17 protein-coding genes are annotated in these 19,456 nt (G+C 62.7%); all 17 read right to left on the reverse strand.

What is annotated here, in order from left to right:
- The 17 genes from PspTeo4_RS14375 to flgB all read right to left on the reverse strand — a co-directional run bounded on the left by PspTeo4_RS14375 (position 1) and on the right by flgB (position 19,194).
- Positions 1 to 1,224, reverse strand: coding sequence for a class I SAM-dependent methyltransferase (locus PspTeo4_RS14375; RefSeq protein ID WP_322364477.1), 1,224 nt, complete (start codon positions 1,222 to 1,224; stop codon positions 1 to 3).
- Entirely contained in the window at positions 1,221 to 1,781 is a 561-nt protein-coding gene (locus tag PspTeo4_RS14380) for a dTDP-4-dehydrorhamnose 3,5-epimerase (RefSeq protein WP_322364478.1), read from the reverse strand. The genes PspTeo4_RS14375 and PspTeo4_RS14380 overlap by 4 nt, the downstream gene beginning before the upstream one ends.
- Positions 1,778 to 2,860, reverse strand: a complete 1,083-nt coding sequence (gene rfbG, locus PspTeo4_RS14385; protein ID WP_322364479.1) for a CDP-glucose 4,6-dehydratase — start codon at positions 2,858 to 2,860, stop codon at positions 1,778 to 1,780. The genes PspTeo4_RS14380 and rfbG overlap by 4 nt, the downstream gene beginning before the upstream one ends.
- Positions 2,842 to 3,615 carry a glucose-1-phosphate cytidylyltransferase gene (gene rfbF, locus PspTeo4_RS14390; protein WP_322364480.1) on the reverse strand — a complete coding sequence of 258 codons (774 nt, stop codon included), beginning with the start codon at positions 3,613 to 3,615 and terminating at the stop codon, positions 2,842 to 2,844. Before rfbF ends, rfbG begins: the two co-directional genes overlap by 19 nt.
- Before the next feature lie 161 nt (positions 3,616 to 3,776).
- Positions 3,777 to 7,358, reverse strand: coding sequence for a glycosyltransferase (locus tag PspTeo4_RS14395; protein ID WP_322364481.1), 3,582 nt, complete (start codon positions 7,356 to 7,358; stop codon positions 3,777 to 3,779).
- A gap of 120 nt (positions 7,359 to 7,478) precedes the next feature.
- Positions 7,479 to 9,053, reverse strand: coding sequence for a flagellar hook-associated protein 3 (locus tag PspTeo4_RS14400; RefSeq protein WP_322364482.1), 1,575 nt, complete (start codon positions 9,051 to 9,053; stop codon positions 7,479 to 7,481).
- A 13-nt stretch (positions 9,054 to 9,066) separates the two neighbouring features.
- Complete coding sequence (gene flgK / locus PspTeo4_RS14405) at positions 9,067 to 11,115, reverse strand: flagellar hook-associated protein FlgK (RefSeq protein ID WP_322364483.1); 2,049 nt, start codon at positions 11,113 to 11,115, stop codon at positions 9,067 to 9,069.
- A 12-nt stretch (positions 11,116 to 11,127) separates the two neighbouring features.
- Entirely contained in the window at positions 11,128 to 12,297 is a 1,170-nt protein-coding gene (flgJ, locus tag PspTeo4_RS14410) for a flagellar assembly peptidoglycan hydrolase FlgJ (RefSeq protein ID WP_322364484.1), read from the reverse strand.
- Between the two features lie 12 nt (positions 12,298 to 12,309).
- On the reverse strand, positions 12,310 to 13,419 hold the full coding sequence (locus PspTeo4_RS14415; RefSeq protein WP_416196957.1) for a flagellar basal body P-ring protein FlgI: 1,110 nt from the start codon (positions 13,417 to 13,419) through the stop codon (positions 12,310 to 12,312).
- Between the two features lie 12 nt (positions 13,420 to 13,431).
- Entirely contained in the window at positions 13,432 to 14,127 is a 696-nt protein-coding gene (gene flgH, locus PspTeo4_RS14420) for a flagellar basal body L-ring protein FlgH (RefSeq protein ID WP_322364486.1), read from the reverse strand.
- 53 nt (positions 14,128 to 14,180) lie between these two features.
- Positions 14,181 to 14,966 carry a flagellar basal-body rod protein FlgG gene (flgG, locus tag PspTeo4_RS14425; protein WP_023381561.1) on the reverse strand — a complete coding sequence of 262 codons (786 nt, stop codon included), beginning with the start codon at positions 14,964 to 14,966 and terminating at the stop codon, positions 14,181 to 14,183.
- Positions 14,967 to 15,013: 47 nt separating this feature from the next.
- On the reverse strand, positions 15,014 to 15,754 hold the full coding sequence (flgF, locus tag PspTeo4_RS14430; protein ID WP_322364487.1) for a flagellar basal-body rod protein FlgF: 741 nt from the start codon (positions 15,752 to 15,754) through the stop codon (positions 15,014 to 15,016).
- Positions 15,755 to 16,013: 259 nt separating this feature from the next.
- Positions 16,014 to 16,199 (reverse strand): hypothetical protein, encoded by a 186-nt coding sequence (locus PspTeo4_RS14435; RefSeq protein ID WP_322364489.1) that lies wholly within the window; start codon positions 16,197 to 16,199, stop codon positions 16,014 to 16,016.
- Positions 16,200 to 16,228: 29 nt separating this feature from the next.
- The gene (gene flgE, locus PspTeo4_RS14440) at positions 16,229 to 17,581 is read right to left on the reverse strand and encodes a flagellar hook protein FlgE (protein ID WP_322364491.1); all 1,353 of its coding nucleotides are present in this window, start codon (positions 17,579 to 17,581) and stop codon (positions 16,229 to 16,231) included.
- 33 nt (positions 17,582 to 17,614) lie between these two features.
- The gene (flgD, locus tag PspTeo4_RS14445; protein WP_322364492.1) at positions 17,615 to 18,325 is read right to left on the reverse strand and encodes a flagellar hook assembly protein FlgD; all 711 of its coding nucleotides are present in this window, start codon (positions 18,323 to 18,325) and stop codon (positions 17,615 to 17,617) included.
- Between the two features lie 15 nt (positions 18,326 to 18,340).
- Positions 18,341 to 18,784, reverse strand: a complete 444-nt coding sequence (gene flgC / locus PspTeo4_RS14450; RefSeq protein WP_322364493.1) for a flagellar basal body rod protein FlgC — start codon at positions 18,782 to 18,784, stop codon at positions 18,341 to 18,343.
- Between the two features lie 2 nt (positions 18,785 to 18,786).
- Positions 18,787 to 19,194, reverse strand: a complete 408-nt coding sequence (gene flgB / locus PspTeo4_RS14455; protein ID WP_322364494.1) for a flagellar basal body rod protein FlgB — start codon at positions 19,192 to 19,194, stop codon at positions 18,787 to 18,789.
- Positions 19,195 to 19,456: the final 262 nt, after the last annotated feature.

Below are 19,456 nucleotides of genomic sequence, written 5' to 3' on the forward strand. Positions count from 1 at the left end.
TCACAGGACCGTCAACTCCGGAACGGCAATGACGAACTGCCCGCCCCACTCACGGATCTGCGCCTGTTGCTCGCTGACCTCCTTGAGCAGGTTCCAGGGCAACACCAGCACGTAGTCGGGCTGCTCGATGGCCAAGCGCTCAGGGGCGACCACCGGTATACGGCTGCCCGGCAGGAACTTGCCCTGCTTGTGCGGGTTGGCGTCGGCCACCCAGGCCAACAGGTCAGGCTTGACCCCGGCGTAGTTGAACAATGTGTTGCCCTTGGCCGCCGCGCCATAGCCAACTACGCGCTTGCCTTCGGCCTTGGCCTGCAGCAGGAAGCGCAGCAACTGGTGCTTGATGCGTTCGGCCGCCGGCGCCAGGGTGCTGTAGAACTCAGCCGTGCTCACCCCCACCCGCGCCTCGATGCCGAGCAGGTCATCGACGCTGGCCTGGCGCAACTGCGGGCCACCGGCTCGCTGGACGAACACCCGCAGCGAGCCGCCATGGGTCGACAGTTCGCTGACGTCGAATACCTCCAGGCCGTTGCGTGCGCAGAGGGTATTCACGGCGGTCAGCGACAGGTAGGAATAATGCTCGTGGTACAGGGTGTCGAACTGATGCTCGGCCATCAGGCAGAGCAGGTGCGGGAACTCGAAGGTGGCCACGCCATCGGCCTTGAGCAAGGTGGCGAAGCCGCGTAGGAAGTCGTTGATGTCCGGCACGTGGGCCAGCACGTTGTTGGCCGCCATCAGGTCGGCCGACCAGCCCTCGTCCACCAGCTCGCGGGCAGCCTGCTCGCCGAAGAACACCTCACGGATCTCCAGCCCTTTGGCACGTGCCGCCTGTGCGGTGCTGCGGGTGGGTTCCACGCCCAGGCAGGGAATGCCGCGCTCGGCCACGTACTGCAGCAGATAACCATCGTTGGCGGCGATCTCCACCACCCGGCTTTGCGCGCTCAGGCCGAAGCGCTCGACCATCTGCCCCACGTAGTCACGGGCATGGGCCAACCAGGAGCTCGAATAGGAGCTGAAATAGGCATAGTCGGCATCGAACAGCGCATCGGCGCGGGTGTAATCCTCGGTCTGCACCAGCCAGCACTGCTCGCATACCGCAACCTTCAGCGGCACCCAGGCCTCGGCGGCGGCCAGTTGCTCGGCACGCAGGTAAGCGTTGGACGGCGGCGCGGTGCCAAGGTCGATCAGGGGCAGGCTCAGGCAGGTACCACAGCCACGGCAGTTCATGGACACACTCCGGTGAACGATGGGGTCAACCAGGGATGCTCGGCATCCCGGGCTGACAGATTCTTGACAGCCAGCGGCCAGGCGATGGCCAGTTTCGGATCGTGCACCGACAGCCCGCCTTCGCGGCCTGGCGCATAGTCGGCGCTGTGCAGGTAAAGCAGCTGGGCGTCCTCGCTCAGCACCTGAAAACCATGGGCAAAGCCGGCCGGAATCAGCAGGCTGCGACCGTCACCTTCACGCAGGTGCTCGGCGTGCCAGTGCAGGAAGGTGGGCGAACCTTGGCGCAGGTCCACGGCCACGTCCCACACTTCGCCGCGCAGGCAGGTGATCAGCTTGGCCTCCGGGATATCACCAAGCTGGTAGTGCAAGCCACGCACGCTGCCCTGGCCGAGCGTATGCGAGTGGTTGATCTGACGCACATGGAACGGCGCGCCCAACTCGCTCAGGCTGGCTTCGCAGAACAGCCTGGCGAACTGGCCTCGGGCGTCGCCGTGGCGCTTGTGCTGGACGCTGAACAGGCCGTCGAGGGGCAAGACTTGCAACAACAGATCAGTCACGACAGCTCCGCGTACAGGTTCAACTGGTCGAGGGTGAAGGCACGCATGTTGTCGCCGCGTTGCCAGGCAAGGTGCCAGTCCAGGGTGTGCCTGAGGCACTCGTGCAGCGACCAGCGCGTGCGCCAACCCAGCACCTGACGGGCGCGGGAGCTGTCCAGGCGCAGCAGGCCGGCTTCGTGCAGCTCGCTTGGCTCGACTTGCAGACCCGGCGCAGCAGGCCATTGCCGGGCGAGGTAATTGACCACTTCGCCGACGCTGCACATGTCTTGTTCGCCCGGGCCGAAGTTCCAGGCACCGGCATAGGCCGGGCCTTCCTGGTACAAGCGCTCGGCCAACAGCAGGTAACCGGCCAGCGGTTCCAGGGCGTGCTGCCAGGGGCGCACGGCTTGCGGATAGCGCAGGGTCACCGGCTCACCAGCCGACCAGGCCTTGAGCACGTCGGGGACCAGGCGATCGGCGGCGAAGTCGCCACCGCCCAGCACGTTGCCGGCGCGCGCGGTCGCCAGGGCCAAGCCGTGTTCGGCGTACTTGGCCGCCGGGAAGAACGAAGCGGCATAGGACTGCGCCAGCAGCTCGCAGCAGGCCTTGCTACTGCTATAGGGGTCGTGCCCGCCAAGGGCTTCGTTTTCGCGGTACGGCCAAGGCCACTCCTGGTTGGCATAGACCTTGTCGGTGGTCACCAGCACGCAGGCACTCACGCCGCCGACCTGGCGCACGGCCTCAAGCAGGTTGAGGGTGCCCATGACATTGCTGGAATAGGTGCCCAATGGGTCACGATAGGCCTCTCGCACCAGCGGCTGCGCCGCCAGGTGCAGGACGATCTCAGGCTGAACTTCGGCCACCACCTCCAGCAGCGCCCCCAGGTCACGCAGATCGCCGCGCACGTCGCTGATGCCGTTGCCGACCTGGGCCAGCGCGAACAAACTTGGCTCGGTACCTGGGTCCAGGGCGAAGCCTGTGACCTGCGCCCCCAGCTCACGCAGCCAGAGCGCCAGCCAGCTGCCCTTGAAACCGGTGTGGCCGGTCAGCAGGACACGCTTGCCCTGCCAGAACGCCGGGTTCAGGCCCACTGTTTCCATGGGGCCTCCCCGCTTTGCCAGAGGTTTTCCAGGTGGTTCTTGTCGCGCAGCGTGTCCATCGGATGCCAGAAGCCATCATGCTGGAAGGCGTGCAGCTGCGACTCGGCAGCCAGGCGCGCAAGCGGCTCGGACTCCCAGGAGGTCTGGTCGTCGTCGATGTAGCCGAGCACCTTGGGCGAGAGCACGAAGAAGCCCCCGTTGATCCAGCCGCCGTCGCCGCGTGGCTTCTCGACGAAACCACAGACCCGGTCGCCGTCGCGTGCCAGCGCACCGTAGCGACCTGGGGGCTGTACCGCAGTGACGGTGGCAAGCTTGCCGTGGGCCAAGTGGAAATCGACCAGGGCGCCGATGTTCAGGTCCGAGACGCCGTCACCGTAGGTGAAGCAGAAGGCATCTTCACCCTCCAGGTAGCGCGCCGCACGGCGCAGGCGGCCACCGGTCATGGTCTCCTCACCGGTATCGACCAAGGTGACGCGCCATGGCTCGCTGTAGTTCTGGTGCACGTCCATGCGATTGGCGCGCATGTCGAAGGTGACGTCCGAGGTGTGCAGGAAATAGTTGGCGAAGAAATCCTTGATCGCGTACCCCTTGTAGCCCAGGCAGATCACGAAATCGTGGATGCCGTGGGCCGAGTACTGCTTCATGATGTGCCAGAGAATTGGCTTTCCACCGATTTCGATCATGGGTTTGGGCTTGAGGTGGGACTCTTCGCTGATACGCGTGCCCAGTCCACCCGCCAGAATTACCGCCTTCATGTAGTCCCCTCTTGTTCGTCACCGGCCATGGGTCGTGTGGCTGCACGATTTATGGCGATATGACGGGGGGCTTGCAGGAAACGCGCCAGATGGTGTTTTTCATCAAGGCCTGTGAGCGAGCGGCAAGTGCCAAGGCACCCGCCACTCACGGTGGGGATCGGTCAGCTCGGCATCCAGCCGCTGTACCAATGCTGCACATGCTCTTCACGCAGCACATAGTCACGCAGCACTTCCTGCTTCAAGCGGTCACCCTGACGGAAACTTTCGTCCGGGTCGGCCAGGTGCATGCGAATCGCCTCCAGCCACTCGGCCGTGCTGTTGGTCTTGATCCGCGTGCACGGCAGGTAGCCTTCGTAGGCACGCGTGTCGGTGACGATCACCGGGTAGCCGCAGGCCCCGTACTCCAGCAAGCGCAGGTTGCTCTTGCAGTCGTTGAAGATGTGAAACTCCAGCGGCGCCAGGGCCAGATCCAGGTTCAGGCTGGCGAGCTTGGCCGGGTACAGCTCCAGCGACACCGGTGGATGGAACTCGCTGACGTAAGGCCGCAACGCCGGCGGGCACATGCCGAAGAACACCCATTCGACCTCGTTCGCCAGGGTTTTGACCACCTCGGCGATCACTTCCAGGTCGCCGGTATGGCTGGTGCCACCACCCCAACCCACCCGCGGCTTGCGCGACGTGCGGCGCTGGCTGCGCAAGCTGGTCCACAGTTGCTCGGCCAGCATGTTCGGCATCACCCGGATATCGCTGTGAGTGTCGTGCAATGCATCCGCCAGGGCCTGGGTCGAAACCACCAGCCGGTCACAGCGCTCGATACCTCGGCGCAGTGATTTTTCCAGGTCCTTCGGCGTATGTTTGAGGTGGCCGTTCTTCTTCGGCACGTTTATCACGTAGTCGTCCAGCTCGTAGATGCAGAAGCCCTTGGAGAACGTCTTGAGCCGTTCGATCTCCTTCACGAAACCTTCGGTATAACGCCCCTGCAAGATCGCCACATCAGGGGAGCAACGCTCCAACTCGACGCTGGTCGGAATCTCGAAATACTGCTGCTGGGTTACCCAACCGGCCTTCTCCAGCTCCACCAGCGGCTGAATCACCCGGTAATGCCCGACCGCCGTCTTGTTCATCGGCAAGGCCAGCACATGGGGCAACGGGCGACTGACAAATGGCGTCCAGGCTGCCTTAAGACCCGGGTCCAGGCAGAAGCTGGAACCGTTCAGGGACAGGTTGATGTTGTAGGCCGGATCACGTGCGACCACCGGCATCCAGGCCCGGAAGAACGCATCATGCTGCTCCGCCAGGCGCACCTGGCGTTCGGCTTCGCGTTGTGGGTCGATCGCTACCGGTGGCGGCGGGTCCAACACCAGCCGGGCATCCGGCGCCCACACGACCAGATAACCAGCCTCACCCAGGCGCAGGCCGAGGTCGACATCGCTGAAGGCCAGGTCGAAGACGCTGTCGTTGAGCCCACCCAACTCAAGGAAGAGCTGCTTGCGCACCAACAGGCAATCGGCGCCGACCACCGAATAATTCTGCGCCACTTGCAAGCGCTGCATGTAACCGCCCGCCTCCATCGGCTCACCCACGAACGGCGAACCCACCGCACCACGCAGGCCCAGCACCCCGCCAGCATGGGCAACCAGACCGTGGGCGTTGCACAGCTTGGCGCCAACCGCGCCGACTTCACGGCGCTGACCATGGCTCAGCAGTGCATCGAGCCAGTCCGCTTCGGTGACCACGGCGAACGGGCTCAACATCAGCAGGTATTCACCCCGGGCATGCTGCGCAGCCAGGTTCTGCACAGCGGCGAAGCTGGCCTCTTCACCCAGCGTCAGCACCCGCAACTTGTCGCCGCCCAGTTGTTGCAGGGCAGCCAGCCAGGCATGGGTCTCGGCACCTTGGCTGGCGTTATCGACGATCAGTACTTCGTAGTGGCTGTAAGCGGTTTTCTCCAGCACGCTTTCCAGGCAGCGCTCAAGCGCCGGCAACTGGTCCTGGGCACTGATCACCAGGCTCACCAGTGGCTGCGTGGCATGCAGGTAGCGGACCTGGTTGATCGCCCCACCGCTGTTCTGCAGCCGATAGGCCATGCCCAGGCGTTTGAGGTGCGCATCCAGTACCTGTGGGTTTTCCTCGATCACCTCCACCGAGGACAACCAGGCGGCATAGCTGAACGCGCTCTCAGCCAGGACTTCCGGAATGTGTTCGATGGTTTGCGGGCCACGGCTTTCCACCAGACGCCAGAGCAGGTCATGGGGCGCCAGTTCGCGATAGCCGGCGGCAAACCCGCCCAACGCCTGGATGGCCTCGCGGGAGTAGGCCAACATGCGACCGGTGTAAGGGTAACCGCGCATCAGGTCGAGGTTGAAGTCGGGCTTGAACACCGGCTCAACCGACTCTCCGTCGCGCAGGCCGCCCTCATCGCCATAGCAGCAGGCGATCTGCGGGCGCGACACTACGCGCTCAGCCAGCAGCATCAGGCTGAAGGCATTGAGCCGGTCGCCGGCGCGCAACAGGTAGATCCAATCCACCCCGTCCAGTTGCTCGACCACCGCGTTCAGTTGCTCGGCCCAGTCAGCCTGCAATGGCTGGCTGATCACACGGGCATCAAGGCCGACAGCCTTCGGCGCACTGGACAGCACCAAGGTCGCGTCTGCGCCATAGGCCTGGCGGGCAATGCTGTCCAAGGTCACTTGCAAGGCCTGTGCATCGCCCATACGATCGATCACCACCGGCACGATGCGCGGACGCGTTGGCCAGTGTTCGCTCAGGCGCATCAACCGCGCCAGCACCAATGGGTCCTGGCGGCAGGCCAGCCATTTGCCGTAAAGCTCGGAAAAACTGTCACTGTCGCTGCCGACGTGAGACTCCTGGATCGCCTGCAGGCAGCGCAGGGTATGGACCAGGAACAGGTTCTCCCAGGTGCGCTGGGTGTCGCGTTCATCACCCTGAAGAATCTGCACCCGCACCCAGCCGGAGAACGGTTCACGTTCGGCAGTGCGAGCCGCGAACATGTCACGCAGATGCTGCGCTTCGTTGACGGCCGCAGCCTTCACCTCGTCCTGGCGACGCAGTTGGCCGGGATGAACCCGCTCGACACAATGCACCCCGGCAGTCACGCCCAAGTGCCCACGACGCAGCAGGCACACGAACAACACGAAATCGAGCATGGCCACGAAACCCGGTGCCAGCGCCGGCAGCAATTCGCGCAGGTCGCTGGCGCGCAGCAGCACGCTGCTCAGCCCGCCGATGAAGTTGAGCTGGCGAGTCTCGAAGAAGTCCAGCAGGTCGTCGCCATTGAACAGCGTGTCGCCATAGGTAACCGGGCTGGTCTCCAAACGCTGCGGCAGAATGTGATCTTCGCCATCCACCAGATGGCGTCTGGCCGTGACCAGGCTGACATCGCCATGGGCCTGGAACAGGCGCACCTGGCTGGACACGCAGTCGGCCATCAAGCGGTCATCATCGCAGAGGAACTTGATGTAGTCGCCTTGGCTTTGCTCAAGCCCAAGCTGCAGGTTCCCGACAAAACCCAGCGGCTGCAGGTTGCGCACATAAATCAGCGGGTGGCGCGCAAGACTGCGCAGCTCCTCGACCACCGCCTCGATCTGCGACCCACGGCTGTCATCGCAGACGATGACTTCGAGGTTGTCGTAGTCCTGGGCCAGGGCACTGACCAGGGCTGCACGGAAGTAATCGGGGTTGCAGGCGGGGATGACGAGGCTGACTAGGGGGGCTGGGTTCACGGGGGAATCTCTCGACCGATGACTGCCCGCGGGAAATTCAGAACAGTCGACAACACGGGAAGAACAACGCGCCTTCTGCGCTCACCCGTAGCGGGCTGGCGCAGAAGGCGAAGGGCGTAATCAACTGATGGCGTTGAACAGGCTCAGTTGGCTGACTCGCGCGAACGCCGCCTGCGAAGCTTCGAGCATGGTCTGCTGCTGGGTCAGACGCACCAGCACGGTGGCCGGGTCGGAGTCGCGGATCGACGATTGCGTGGTGGTATTGGCGATGCCCAGGCTCTCGTTGGTGTTTTGCTGGATTTCCAGCGCCTTGCCCCGCGCACCAATATCGGTGACCGACCGGGCGAGCTGGTCCTGGCCACTCTGGATGTTGGCGATGGCCGAATCCAGGTCGGCACGCAGTTGCTGGCTGGCCGCGTTGTCGCCGTCGATCGGCTTGCTCAACGCCGCACGCAACTGGGCCACGGTATCCAGCACGTTCTGGGTCTGGTGGTTGTCGACATTGACCATGTACTGGTCACCGGACTGCTGCGCGGGCGTGGTAGTGAAGGTGAAGTCCACACCCGCGGCCGAAGCGACGTTGCCCGCCATGGTGCCACTGGCCACCGGACGGCTGTCGGCAGTCAACGGCTGGGCATACAGCTCGAAGTCCGTGGCGCTGGTGAACTTGATCACCGCACCGCCGTTCGGGAACATCGCCTTGTACTTGGCCGGGTCGGTGATGCTGACCGAGGACACCTGGGCGCTCGACGGGTTGCCTGGGCTACGGGTGGCGGTAATGGTGTCGGGCTTGCTTTGCAGGGTGAAGGTATGGCCCGCCACCGCTGCATCCGGCACGTCGCCATCCTGCAGGTTGATGTTCAGGCGCAGGTCCACGCCACGGAAGCTGATCATCGACCCACCCGCGGTGTTCGGGTCGAAGGTACCGCCCTGGGTGGCTTCGGCGGTCACATCGTTGCCCAGGCTGTCGGTGATGCTGAACTGGGTGCTGCTGAGCATGGTAACGGTGTACGGCTGGCCACTGCGGAAGCGGTCGTTGTAGGTAACGCTGCCGGACACCTGGCCGTTGGACAGTTTCACGCGGCCGTCGTCCACCGCCGGGGAAGTCAGGCTGGTTTCGGTACGGCTGGTGTTCAGGGCTTGCTCGAACACGCTGTAGCCGGTGCTGTTGCCTGCCATCTTGAGCATGTCGCCGACTTGCAGTTCCTGCTGAGTCTGGTCGCCCTGGTAGGTGTATGAGCCATCGGCATTGCGCACGAACGGCGCGGTGTCGGTCCTGGAGCCGGCGAACAGATACTGGCCGTTCTCGTCACGGCTGTTCATCAAGCTCAACAATTGATCTTCCAGCTGACCCAGCTCGGCCGCCTTGGCCTTGCGCTCGGTGTCGGTATAGCCGGCGTTGCCCGACTCGAGCGCCAACTCGTTCACCCGCGTCAGAATCGTGTTGATCGAATCGAGGGTAGTCTCGGCCTGGTTCAGCGAGTTGGTGATGTTGGTCGCGTTGGTCTTGTACTGCGCCAGCATGTCGGCCTGGTTACCCAGCTGCAGCAGACGCGCGGCACCCACCGGATCATCGGCAGCGGTATTGACCCGAACGAAAGAGCTGGCTTCTTCGTTGGTCTTGATCAGGTTGGAATAGTTGCGTTGGTAGTTTGCCGCGCTCGACTGGTAGAACTGGGCCGTGGAAATACGCATGGTTCAATACTCCTTAAAGCGCAGCAATCAGGGTGCTGAAGATTTCTTGCGCAGCTTTGATGATCTGCGAAGAGGCGGTGTAGTACTGCTGGTACTTGACCAGGTTGCCGGCCTCTTCATCCAGCTGCACGCCGGACAAGGAGTCACGGGCACCGGCTGCCTGGGTCAGGATCACGCCGGTCGCCTCGCTGTCCATCTGGCCCTGCTTGGCCTGTGCACCTACGCTCTCCACCAGTTTGCCGTAGGCATCGGTGATGCTGATGCCCTTGGTCGAACCGATGTCCACGGTCTGCTTGGTCTGCAGTTCCTGCAGGGACAGCGCATTGCGGTTGTCCGATGAGCCTGCACCGGTCAGCGACACGGTGAAGCTATCACCATCCTTGGGCGAGCCGGCGACATCCATCTCGAAGCTGAAAGTCTTCTGCACGCCACTGCCGTCAGTGATCGGGTTGCCCGACGAATCGACCATCGGCACGTCGAATTTCAGGGTGTTGTTCTGCCCCGGAATGAAGGTGCCGGTGCCAATGCTGTTGCCCTTGGCATCGAACGCTTCATAGGTTTGCGGCGAGGTGGTTTCGTCGCCGAACACCAGGCGCACCGGCGTGGAATACTTGATACCGGTCTGCAGCTCCAGGCGCTGGGCCGGGTCGGCGATGTCCAGCACCGAGGTCAGTACTGGCTGGGTGATCACACCGGTACCGGTATTGCCACTGCCAGAGGTGGCGGTCAGCGGCGCGGCCAGTGCCAGGCGCTTGGCATCAGTGAGCACCACGTCGATTTCCGCCGAGGCATTGCGGGTCGGGGTGATCTTGAAGCTATCGCCCACCGCCGCAGTACCGCTCTTGAGGTCGATGCTGAAGCCATCGATCACCGCTGCCGGGTCGTCGTTGGTGCTGTAGGTGCCCATGTCAGTGCCGTCAGGCAGCTTCTTGACCTGGTACTTGTCTGCGGTCGGGCCGACGAAGGTCACCTGATAGTCACTGGTGCTCAGCTTGCCGGTATCGCGGATGGCCACGCTCAGGGAAGCGGAGCCAGCGTTGCCGACCTTGGCGATGCTGCGCGCGGACATGGCCTTGTCGCTGTTCAGGTCGTTGAACAGCGCCGCACCGAACTCACCGTTCTTGTCGATGCCCTGGCCCAGCTGCGAGTTGATTTGCTGCGACACCACCAGCGCGATGCGGCCCAGTTCGTTCATGGCCGGCGCCAGGGTCTCGCTGCGGTAGCGCAGCAGACCGCCCATTTCGCCACCGGTGACGCTGCTGGTGACGTCCATGGTGGTGCTACCACGATCGAGCTTGATCGCGTACTGGCTCGGGTCGGTAGCGCTGGGTTCGGCGCTCATCTTGTTGGTGGTCTTGCCCAGCACCAGCGATTGGCCGTTCTTCAGGTAGACGTCGATGTTGCCGTCACGCTCTACGGCCTGAACACCCACCAGCTCGTTGAGCTGGCGCACCGCTTCGTTGCGCTGGTCGAGCAGGTCGTTCGGCTGACCACTGGCCGCCGAGACCTTGGAGATCTGGTCGTTGTACTGCGCGATGCTGGAGGTCAGCTCGTTGATCCGGGCAGTCATCGAGCTGAGGCTGCCGTTGATGTTGCTGTTCTGCTCCTTGAACTGCGCGGCCAGGCTGTTGAAACGGTTGGCCAGCGCGTCGGCGTTGCTCAGCAACAGCTGGCGGGAAGCGTCTTCGGTCGGCTTGTTGGCGGCGCTCTGCAGGGCGGAGAAGAAGTTGGTCAGCGCTCCGGTGATACCGGTATTGCTGTCGGACAACAGGTTGTTGAGCGGCGTGACCTGGTTCAGGTAGGCGGTGCTGTCGCTGTTGAGCGACGTGGCGGTTTGCAACTGCGCATCCAGGAAGGCGTTGTACACCCGACGCACATCCGCCAGCGTTGTCCCGGTGCCCATGAACACCTGGCCTTCCTGGAGCGAACCCCTGGAGCGCTGAACATTCTGCTGGCGCGAGTAACCGGCGACATCGGCGTTGGCGATGTTGTTGCCGGTGGTATGCAGGCCCGCCATGGAGGTCGACAGCCCCGACATGCCAATGTTGATCAAACTCGCCATGGTTTCCTACCTTTAAAGTTGTGTTGTAGTACCGAGCGACGCATAGCTCTCGTACGACTTCATCTGTCTTGCGATCTGCGAGATCTTGCTGGCGTAATCCGGGTCGGTGGCGTAACCGGCCTTCTGCAGTTCTCGCACGAACTGTTCTGGCTTATCGGCCGACTTCACCGCTTCTTGATAGCGGGAATTGCTCTGCAGCAGGCTGACCAGGTCATGGAAACTGTCCTGGTAGGAGTCATAGGAACGGAACGCCGCCGTTTCCTTGACGAACTTGCCGTCACGAAACTCGCTGGTGATCGCCCTCGCCTCGCCACCTTCCCAGCTGCCGGTCGCCTTGATGCCGAACAGGTTGTGGCTGCTGGTGCCGTCGCTGTTGCGCATGACCGATTTGCCCCAACCGGTTTCCAGCGCGGCCTGGGCGACCAGGTAACGCGGGTCGACGCCGATGCGCTTGGCGGCCTGCTCGGCCATCGGCAGCATGGTGGCCACGAACGCATCGCTGTCGGCGAAGGCTTTCTTCGGCGCCAGCGGCGGCTGCGCCACGGCACGACCCAGGATGCGCGTACCGCGCTCGGGTGCGGCAAAGGTCTGCGCAGCGCCCGCCACCACCTGTCCTTCCCGGGCTGGCACTGCAGCGGTGTTGGTGGTTGCCGCAGCGTTGCCGGTAGAAGGCACGATACCGGCCAGCAGGCGATCGGTGAGCTTGCTCGGCAGCGCCAGACGCCGCGAGTTGAGCGCGGCCACATCGTTGCGCGTGGCGGTCGACTGGGTCGCGTGCACAGGCTCAGCCACCTTGTTGCCCCACAACGCCGGAGCATTGCCTTCGATGCGCGGGAACGGGCTGGTGTTGGCCGGCGCGGCCTTGTTCTTCGACAGCTGGCGCACCAGCACATCCTGCAAACCGATACCCCCGCCCTCGCGGGACATGCTCACGGCCAACTGCTGGTCGTACATGTCACGGTACTGCTTGACCGTTTCGGAGTTCATCGGGTTGTCGTCAGCCAGCACATCACTGGCCTTGCGCGACGCCTTGAGCATCTCGCTGATGAACAGCGACTCGAACTCCTGGGCAACCTTGCGCACGTTGGCGTCGCTGTCGCGATCGCCATGCTTGAGCGAGTTGAGGCGGTTGAGGTCGGTGTAGGCACCGCTGTCGGCGCCGCTGGAAACCTTGGCATTCATCAGGCGGCGTCCTCAGATGACGATCAGGTCGGCTTGCAAGGCGCCGGCCTGTTTCAATGCTTCGAGGATGGCCATCAGGTCGCTGGGCGCAGCCCCCACCTGATTCACCGCACGCACGATCTCATCCAGCGTGGTGCCCGGGCCGAACTTGAACATCGGCTTGGCTTCCTGCTGCGCATTGACCTTCGAGCGCGGCACCACGGCGGTCTGGCCATTGGAGAACGGCCCCGGCTGGCTGACGATCGGGTCTTCGGTAATGGTCACGGTAAGGCTGCCGTGGGTCACGGCGGCTGGCGAAACCTTGACGTTCTGGCCGATGACGATGGTACCGGTACGCGAGTTGATGATGACCTTGGCCACGGCCTGGCCTGGGTCGATCTCCAGGTTCTCGAGAATCGACAGGTAATCGACACGCTGGCTCGGGTCCATCGGCGCGGTGACGCGCACCGAGCCACCATCTATCGCCTGGGCCACGCCAGGGCCGAGCAGGTCGTTGACCTTGTCGACGATGTGCTTGGCGGTGGTGAAGTCGGGGCGATTGAGGTTCAAGGTCAGGCTGTTGCCCTGGTTGAATCCGCTCGGCACCGCCCGCTCGACAGTGGCGCCGCCAGGAATACGACCGGCCGACGGAACGTTGACGGTAATCTTCGAACCATCACGCCCCTCGGCATCGAAGCCGCCCACCACCAGGTTGCCCTGAGCCACGGCATAGACGTTGCCGTCGATACCCTTGAGCGGGGTCATCAGCAGGCTGCCACCACGCAGGCTCTTGGAGTTACCGATCGACGAAACGGTGATATCCACCACCTGGCCAGGCTTGGCGAACGCCGGCAAGTCGGCGTGCACCGACACCGCGGCCACGTTCTTGAGCTGAACGTTGCCGGAACCGGACGGCACCTTGATGCCGAACTGCGACAGCATGTTGTTGAAGGTCTGCAGGGTGAACGGTGTCTGGGTGGTCTGGTCACCCGTACCGTTGAGCCCCACCACCAGGCCGTAACCGATCAATTGGTTGGAACGCACGCCAGAGATGCTGGCGATGTCCTTCAGGCGCTCGGCATGGGCACCGAAGGCACAGGACAGAAGCAGGGTCGCGGCAAGCAGCTGCCTTACGTTGAACATGGTCATCCGTACTCAGAAAGGCCAGAGCGGGCTGATGAAGAAGCGATCCAGCCAGCCCGGCTGACTGGCATCGGCGAAGGAACCGGTGCCCGAATAGGTGATGCGCGCATCGGCCACACGGGTCGACGGCACGGTGTTGTCGGTGGCGATATCGTCGGCACGGACCATGCCGGCGATGCGCACCAGTTCCTCGCCGGTGTTCAGGGTCATCCACTTCTCGCCGCGCACGGCGATGATGCCGTTGGGCAATACCTCGGCGACGGTGACGGTGATGGAACCTGTCAGGGTGTTGCCCTGGGTGGCCTTGCTGTCGCCCTTGGTGGCGCGCTCGCCGCTGTAGCCAGCCTCAAGCGAAAGGTCGCCACTGCCAAACGGGTTGTTGGTGTTTGGCGTGGTGCCGAACAACGAAGTCAGGCCGATGTTGGCGTTGCTGTCCTTCTGGATCTGCGAACCTGCGTTCTTGCTGGCCGAGGTGCGCTCGTTGAGGGTAATGGTGATGATGTCACCGACCCGGAACGCCTTGCGGTCGCTGTACAGGTTCTGCTCGAAGCCCGCCTGGTAGATCGAACCGTTGTTGGCCGCTGCCGGCAACGGGGTGCGCGGCAGGACCGGCGCGTAGTACGGGTCGTTGGGCTTGGGTGTCGGAGCGACACAACCTGCCATCAACACCGCCCCCCCCAGGGCGAAAACGGACAACAAACGATTCATGACACTTACCTCATGCTGCAACTGAACTAGGAGCTAGGAACCAGGAGCCGGAATTACAGCTGCTGGGTAACGAACGACAGCATCTGGTCGGCGGTGGAGATGACCTTGGAGTTCATCTCGTAGGCGCGCTGGGTGGTGATCATGTTCACCAGCTCTTCCACGGTGCTGACGTTGGAGTTTTCCAGGGTCTGCTGCAGGGTGGTGCCGAAGCCGTTCAGGCCTGGGGTACCGACCTGCGGCGCGCCGCTGGCAGCGGTTTCCAGGAACAGGTTGTTGCCCATCGCCTGCAGACCAGCCGGGTTGATGAAATCGGCGGTCTGGATGTTGCCGATGACCTGCGCGGCAGGGTTGCCGGCGGTGGTGATCGACACGGTACCGTCCTGGCCAACGGTGAAGGTCTGGGCATCGTTCGGCACGACGATGGCCGGCTCCAGCGCCAGGCCATCGGCGTTGACGACCTGGCCGTCGGAGTTCAGGTGGAAGGTACCGTCACGGGTGTAGGAAACGGTGCCATCAGGCTGCAGGATCTGGAAGAAGCCACGACCGTTGACCGCGATATCCAGCGGGTTTTCGGTGGTCTGCAGACTGCCGGTCTGGAAGTTCTTCTGGGTGCCGACGATCCGCACACCGGTACCGACCTGCAGGCCCGAAGGCAGCTCGCTGTCCTGGGTGGACTGCGCGCCTGGCTGACGTTTGATCTGGTACAGCAGGTCCTGGAATTCGGCGCGATCACGCTTGAAGCCGGTGGTCGAGACGTTGGCCAGGTTGTTGGAAATGACGGTCAGGTTGGTGTCCTGGGCGGACAGGCCGGTTTTAGCGACCCAAAGAGCCGGAAGCATCAGTATTCTCCTCGTGCGCCTGTTTTACGGCACCCGTTCAAAAGTGATTAGCCGATTTGCAAAACACGCGCCATGGCTTCATCGCCTTCCTTGGCCGCGTTCATCATCTTGACGTGCAGTTCGAATTGACGGGACAGCGCCAGCACCGAGGTCATTTCTTCGACGGCGTTGACGTTGCTGCCCTCCAGGAAACCGGACACCACGCGCACATTGACGTCGGCGTCGGCCGGCTGGCCGTTCTGGGTATGGATCAAGCCGTCCAGGCCTTTGGTCAGGCCTTTGGTGTCCGGGTTGACCAGCTTGATACGGTCGACTTCAGCCATCACCCGCGGGTCCTCGCCCATGGCGCGAATGCTGATGGTGCCGTCGGCGCCCACTTCCACCTTCTGCTCTGGTGGCACGGCGATCGGGCCGCCATTGCCGATTACCGGCATGCCGTTGCCGGCACGCAGCACACCCAGTGCATCGATGTTCAGGCTGCCGGTGCGCACATAGGCTTCGCTGCCATCCGGCGCCTGCACGGCGATAAAGCCTTGGCCGGCCACCGCCACATCCAGCTCACGCCCGGTCTCGACCATCGGCCCTTCGCTGAAGTCGGTCGCGGGGCGCTCGGTCATGGCAAACGCTCGCGCCGGAAAGCTGTCACCGAACACCGGCATCGAGCGCGCCTGCTCCAGGTCACGCTGGAAACCGTTGGTGGAAACGTTCGCCAGGTTGTTGGCATGGGCCTTCTGCGCCAGCGCGTTCTGGCTGGCACCGGTCATGGCCACGTAAAGCATCTTGTCCACAGTCATCCTCCGCTGCACTGGCGATCATTTGCCGCTCGCCGTTGCTGTGCAGGCTATAAAGCAAGTTCCGAACCAACTTTCTGAAATCGTGAAAAAGCCCGTAAATACGGGCTTTTGAGGTATTGGCTGCGGGTGCTGACGCCGGTTATCCGGCGCCGGGTTGCCGCTGGCGGCAAAGGCGTTTGCCTGTCGCGGACTGATCGCCGGCAAGCACCCCTGCATAACAGGGAGCCGTGGGAGCGGGTAAACCCGCTCCCACCTATGGCTCCCTGCAGCCGCCATTGGTGTAAGGGCCGGCAAACTTCTTCCAGCCATCGCCGGGCGACCATTGCGAACAGACCAGCCGCCCGTCCGCCTGGCTTTCCCAACGCCACCAGGGCGCGGTACCAGCCTGGGCCTGGTACAGACAAAAAGCCGCGATCAACGCTACGACCAGCTTGTTCATTCCACCCCCAGCCAATCAACACACCATCATCAGGTCATCTGAATGATGGTCTGCATGATGGTGCTTTCAGTGGAGATGGTCTTGGCGTTCGCCTGGTAGTTGCTCTGCGCCTTGATCAGCTCGACCAGCTCTTGCGTCAGGTTGACGTTCGAGGCTTCCAGCGCGTTGGATTCGACACTGCCCAGGGTGCCGGTTTTCGGCGAATCGATACCCGGAATGCCCGAGGAGTAAGTCTCGGTCCAGCGCGTACCACCAATCTGCTGCAGCCCCTGCTCGTTGGCGAAGCTGGCCAGCGCCACCTGGCCGATGGCGCGAGACTGCTGGTTGCTGAAGCTGGCGAACATCACACCGCTGGAGTCGATCGACAGACTCGACAGGATGCCAGTGGCGTAGCCGTCCTGGGACTGCGACATACGTGCGGTCTCAGTGTTGTACGAGGTGGTGCTGTTCATCGACAGACGCATGCCGGCAGCGTTTTCCGCCGAACCGTTGGAAGCCCAGTTGCCCGCAGCGTCTTTAGCTGCCGGGATCCACCCCTTGAGAGTGAAGGTATTGTTGGTCACAGCCCATTCGGCATCCGCCGAGGCACCCGGCGGAATGCTCGTCGGGTCGGTGGTCATCGATGCCACGCTACCGTCGGGATTGAACGTCATGGACGCTTCCAGCGGGTCGGCGGAGCTCGGATCCATCGGGTTGCGACCATCGATCAGGGTGTACATGGTCCACTGGTTCGTACCGGTCTTGCGGTAGAACTGCTCCATGGTGTGCTCGTTACCCTGGCTGTCGTACACCTTGGTCGGGAACGACTTGGTGTAGGTGGTGTCATCGGCAGGGTCGAACACCGGGCCAGCAGGCGTGGCGGTCGACAACGGGATGATGTCTGCCTCGGAGTTCAGGTTGATACCCTGATCGATCAGCGTGGTGGCCTTTGGCGCCAGCGATGAGGTATCGATTTTCAGGTCGGTCAGCACGCCACGCTTGATGTTGCCGTTCTCATCGGCGGCATAGCCTTGCAGGCGCAGGCCGTCCGAGGTGATCACGTAGTTGTCTTTGCTGTTCTGGAAGGCACCGGCACGGGTGTAAACGCGCGCGCCGTTGTCGGACAGGATGAAGAAACCCTGACCCTGGATACCCATGTCCAGCACGTTGCCGGTGTTGTTGACGTCGCCCTGGCTGAACTGCTGGGAGATCGCCGCCAGGCGCACGCCGTTACCGACCTGGTTCTTGCCCACACCCAGACGGTTGGCGCCAGCGTATACGTCGGCGAATTCGGCACGGGAGGATTTGAAGCCCGTGGTGTTGACGTTGGCGATGTTGTTGCCAGTGACGTCCAGCTGCTTGTTGGCTGCGTACAGACCACTAAGGCCGATATTGAAAGACATGCTGTTGCTCCTTTTTTTGCCGTTCTGTCGGCCTTAGATACCGATGGTTTGTACGTCGGACAGGGAAACCTTGCCCACACCCGCCAGGTTCAGCACCATCTCGCCGGTGGTGTTGAAGCTGACGCTGGTGACCTTGGCTGGCAACAAGGTGTTCATCTGCACCGCCTGGCCGTCCACCGTCGTGGTGGCGGCAAAGGTGTAAGTGCCTGGGTCGACCTTCTCACCCTTGTCATTGGTGCCATCCCAGATGAAGTCGCCATAACCGGCTTTCTGCTCACCCAGCTCGATGGTCTTGACCGTGTTGCCATCCTTGTCGGTGATGGTGATCTTCGCTTCACTGATGGCCTGAGGCACAACGAACTGTGCGTTGAAGCTTTCGGCGGTATCGACGATCGCCTTGTCGTTCTGCACGATCACCGAACGACCGACCAGCGAGGAAGCCTGCAGTGCCTGCGACGAGGCCATGGCACTGGTGATGGCGCTGACCGACTCGTTCAGCGAAGTAATGCCTTCGAGGCTACTGAACTGCGCCAGCTGGGCGACGAACTCGCTGTTGTCCTGCGGGTCCAGCGGGTTCTGGTTCTGCATCTGGGTGACCAGCAACTGCAGGAACGCATCCTTGCCCAGCGTCTGGTTTCCGGTCGCCGAACTGGTCGCCGAGCTCTTGTTGGTGCTGCTGGTGGTGACACCGGACGCCGCGATGACGTCATTGAGGTTCACACCGCTGGTGCTATCGACTGCCATGGTCTGGATTCCTTATCACTGACCCAGGGTCAGCACTTTCTGCATCATGTTCTTGGCGGTGTTCATCAGCTCGGCGTTGGTCTGGAACGCGCGGCTGGCGGAGATCATGTCAGCCATTTCCTCGACCACATTGACGTTCGGGTAGTAGACGTAGCCGTCCTTGTTCGCCGCCGGGTGATTAGGCTCGTAACGCGCCTCCAGATTGCTCTGGTCTTCGATGATGCCCTTGACCTGCACACCCTGCCCGGCTTCGCCCTGATCTTCGAACAGCGACTGGCTGGCACCGTTCTGCGCGCTCTGGAAAGTGGTGGCGAACACCGGGTGGCGTGCACGGTAAGTCTGATCGATGCTCGACGAGACGGTCTCGGCGTTGGCGATGTTGGAAGCCACGGTATTGAGACGCGTGTTCTGCGCGCTCATGCCGGAGCCTGCGATGTTGAAGACACTGGACAGGGACATGGTTACTCTCCGCGCAGGGCCGAAACCAGCCCTTTGAATTTACTGTTGAGCAGGGTGAAGCTGGCCTGGAAACCCATGGCGTTTTCCGTGTAGTTCGCCTGCTCTACCTGGGCGTCCACGGTGTTCTGGTCGATCGACGGCATGTCGGGCGTGCGGTACTTCAAGGTGTCGTCCGCCATGGTCAGGCCTTCGGCCTCGATGTGCCGGCTGTTGGTACGGTCCATGGCGAAGCGGCCGCTTTGCTGCTTCTGGCTCTCGGCGGCAAGCACCGACGAGAAGTCCATGTCACGCGCCTTGTAGTTGGGCGTGTCAGCGTTGGCGATGTTGTTGGCCAGCACTTCGGCGCGCTGGGCGCGGAAGCCCAGCGCCTTTTCGTGGATGCCAAGTGCCTTGTCGAAACTGATGCTCATGTCGGGGAAACCTTCGAAGGTTGACCGGAGTGTCGTTGCCGAAGGTATAGCAAGGGCTGTGCCAAACCTTGTAAAGCCCATGTTTGCGGGGTTTAAGCGATTTTCGGCAGCGGCGGCATGCCAGAAAAGCGGCAAAGTGCTTCCGCTTGAAGATGCCTGAGCGGCAATTGCCGGGCGGCAAAAGCGGCAAAACAAAAAATTGACGTCAGAGGCGAGGTGGCGGGGCGACGAGGGTTAGTCGGGAGAGATGCGGTGCCTGGTA

The sequence above is a fragment of the Pseudomonas sp. Teo4 genome, assembly GCF_034387475.1.
Taxonomy (GTDB): Bacteria; Pseudomonadota; Gammaproteobacteria; order Pseudomonadales; family Pseudomonadaceae; genus Aquipseudomonas.

Excerpts from the sequence above, each read along its gene's own strand:
- PspTeo4_RS14375 (WP_322364477.1), bottom strand. The coding sequence starts at position 1,224 with ATGAACTGCCGTGGCTGTGGTACCTGCCTGAGCCTGCCCCTGATCGAC.
- rfbG (WP_322364479.1), bottom strand. The coding sequence starts at position 2,860 with ATGGAAACAGTGGGCCTGAACCCGGCGTTCTGGCAGGGCAAGCGTGTC.
- rfbF (WP_322364480.1), bottom strand. The coding sequence starts at position 3,615 with ATGAAGGCGGTAATTCTGGCGGGTGGACTGGGCACGCGTATCAGCGAA.
- PspTeo4_RS14400 (WP_322364482.1), bottom strand. The coding sequence starts at position 9,053 with ATGCGTATTTCCACGGCCCAGTTCTACCAGTCGAGCGCGGCAAACTAC.
- flgK (WP_322364483.1), bottom strand. The coding sequence starts at position 11,115 with ATGGCGAGTTTGATCAACATTGGCATGTCGGGGCTGTCGACCTCCATG.
- flgJ (WP_322364484.1), bottom strand. The coding sequence starts at position 12,297 with ATGAATGCCAAGGTTTCCAGCGGCGCCGACAGCGGTGCCTACACCGAC.
- PspTeo4_RS14415 (WP_416196957.1), bottom strand. The coding sequence starts at position 13,419 with ATGTTCAACGTAAGGCAGCTGCTTGCCGCGACCCTGCTTCTGTCCTGT.
- flgH (WP_322364486.1), bottom strand. The coding sequence starts at position 14,127 with ATGAATCGTTTGTTGTCCGTTTTCGCCCTGGGGGGGGCGGTGTTGATG.
- flgG (WP_023381561.1), bottom strand. The coding sequence starts at position 14,966 with ATGCTTCCGGCTCTTTGGGTCGCTAAAACCGGCCTGTCCGCCCAGGAC.
- PspTeo4_RS14435 (WP_322364489.1), bottom strand. The coding sequence starts at position 16,199 with ATGAACAAGCTGGTCGTAGCGTTGATCGCGGCTTTTTGTCTGTACCAG.
- flgE (WP_322364491.1), bottom strand. The coding sequence starts at position 17,581 with ATGTCTTTCAATATCGGCCTTAGTGGTCTGTACGCAGCCAACAAGCAG.
- flgD (WP_322364492.1), bottom strand. The coding sequence starts at position 18,325 with ATGGCAGTCGATAGCACCAGCGGTGTGAACCTCAATGACGTCATCGCG.
- flgC (WP_322364493.1), bottom strand. The coding sequence starts at position 18,784 with ATGTCCCTGTCCAGTGTCTTCAACATCGCAGGCTCCGGCATGAGCGCG.
- flgB (WP_322364494.1), bottom strand. The coding sequence starts at position 19,194 with ATGAGCATCAGTTTCGACAAGGCACTTGGCATCCACGAAAAGGCGCTG.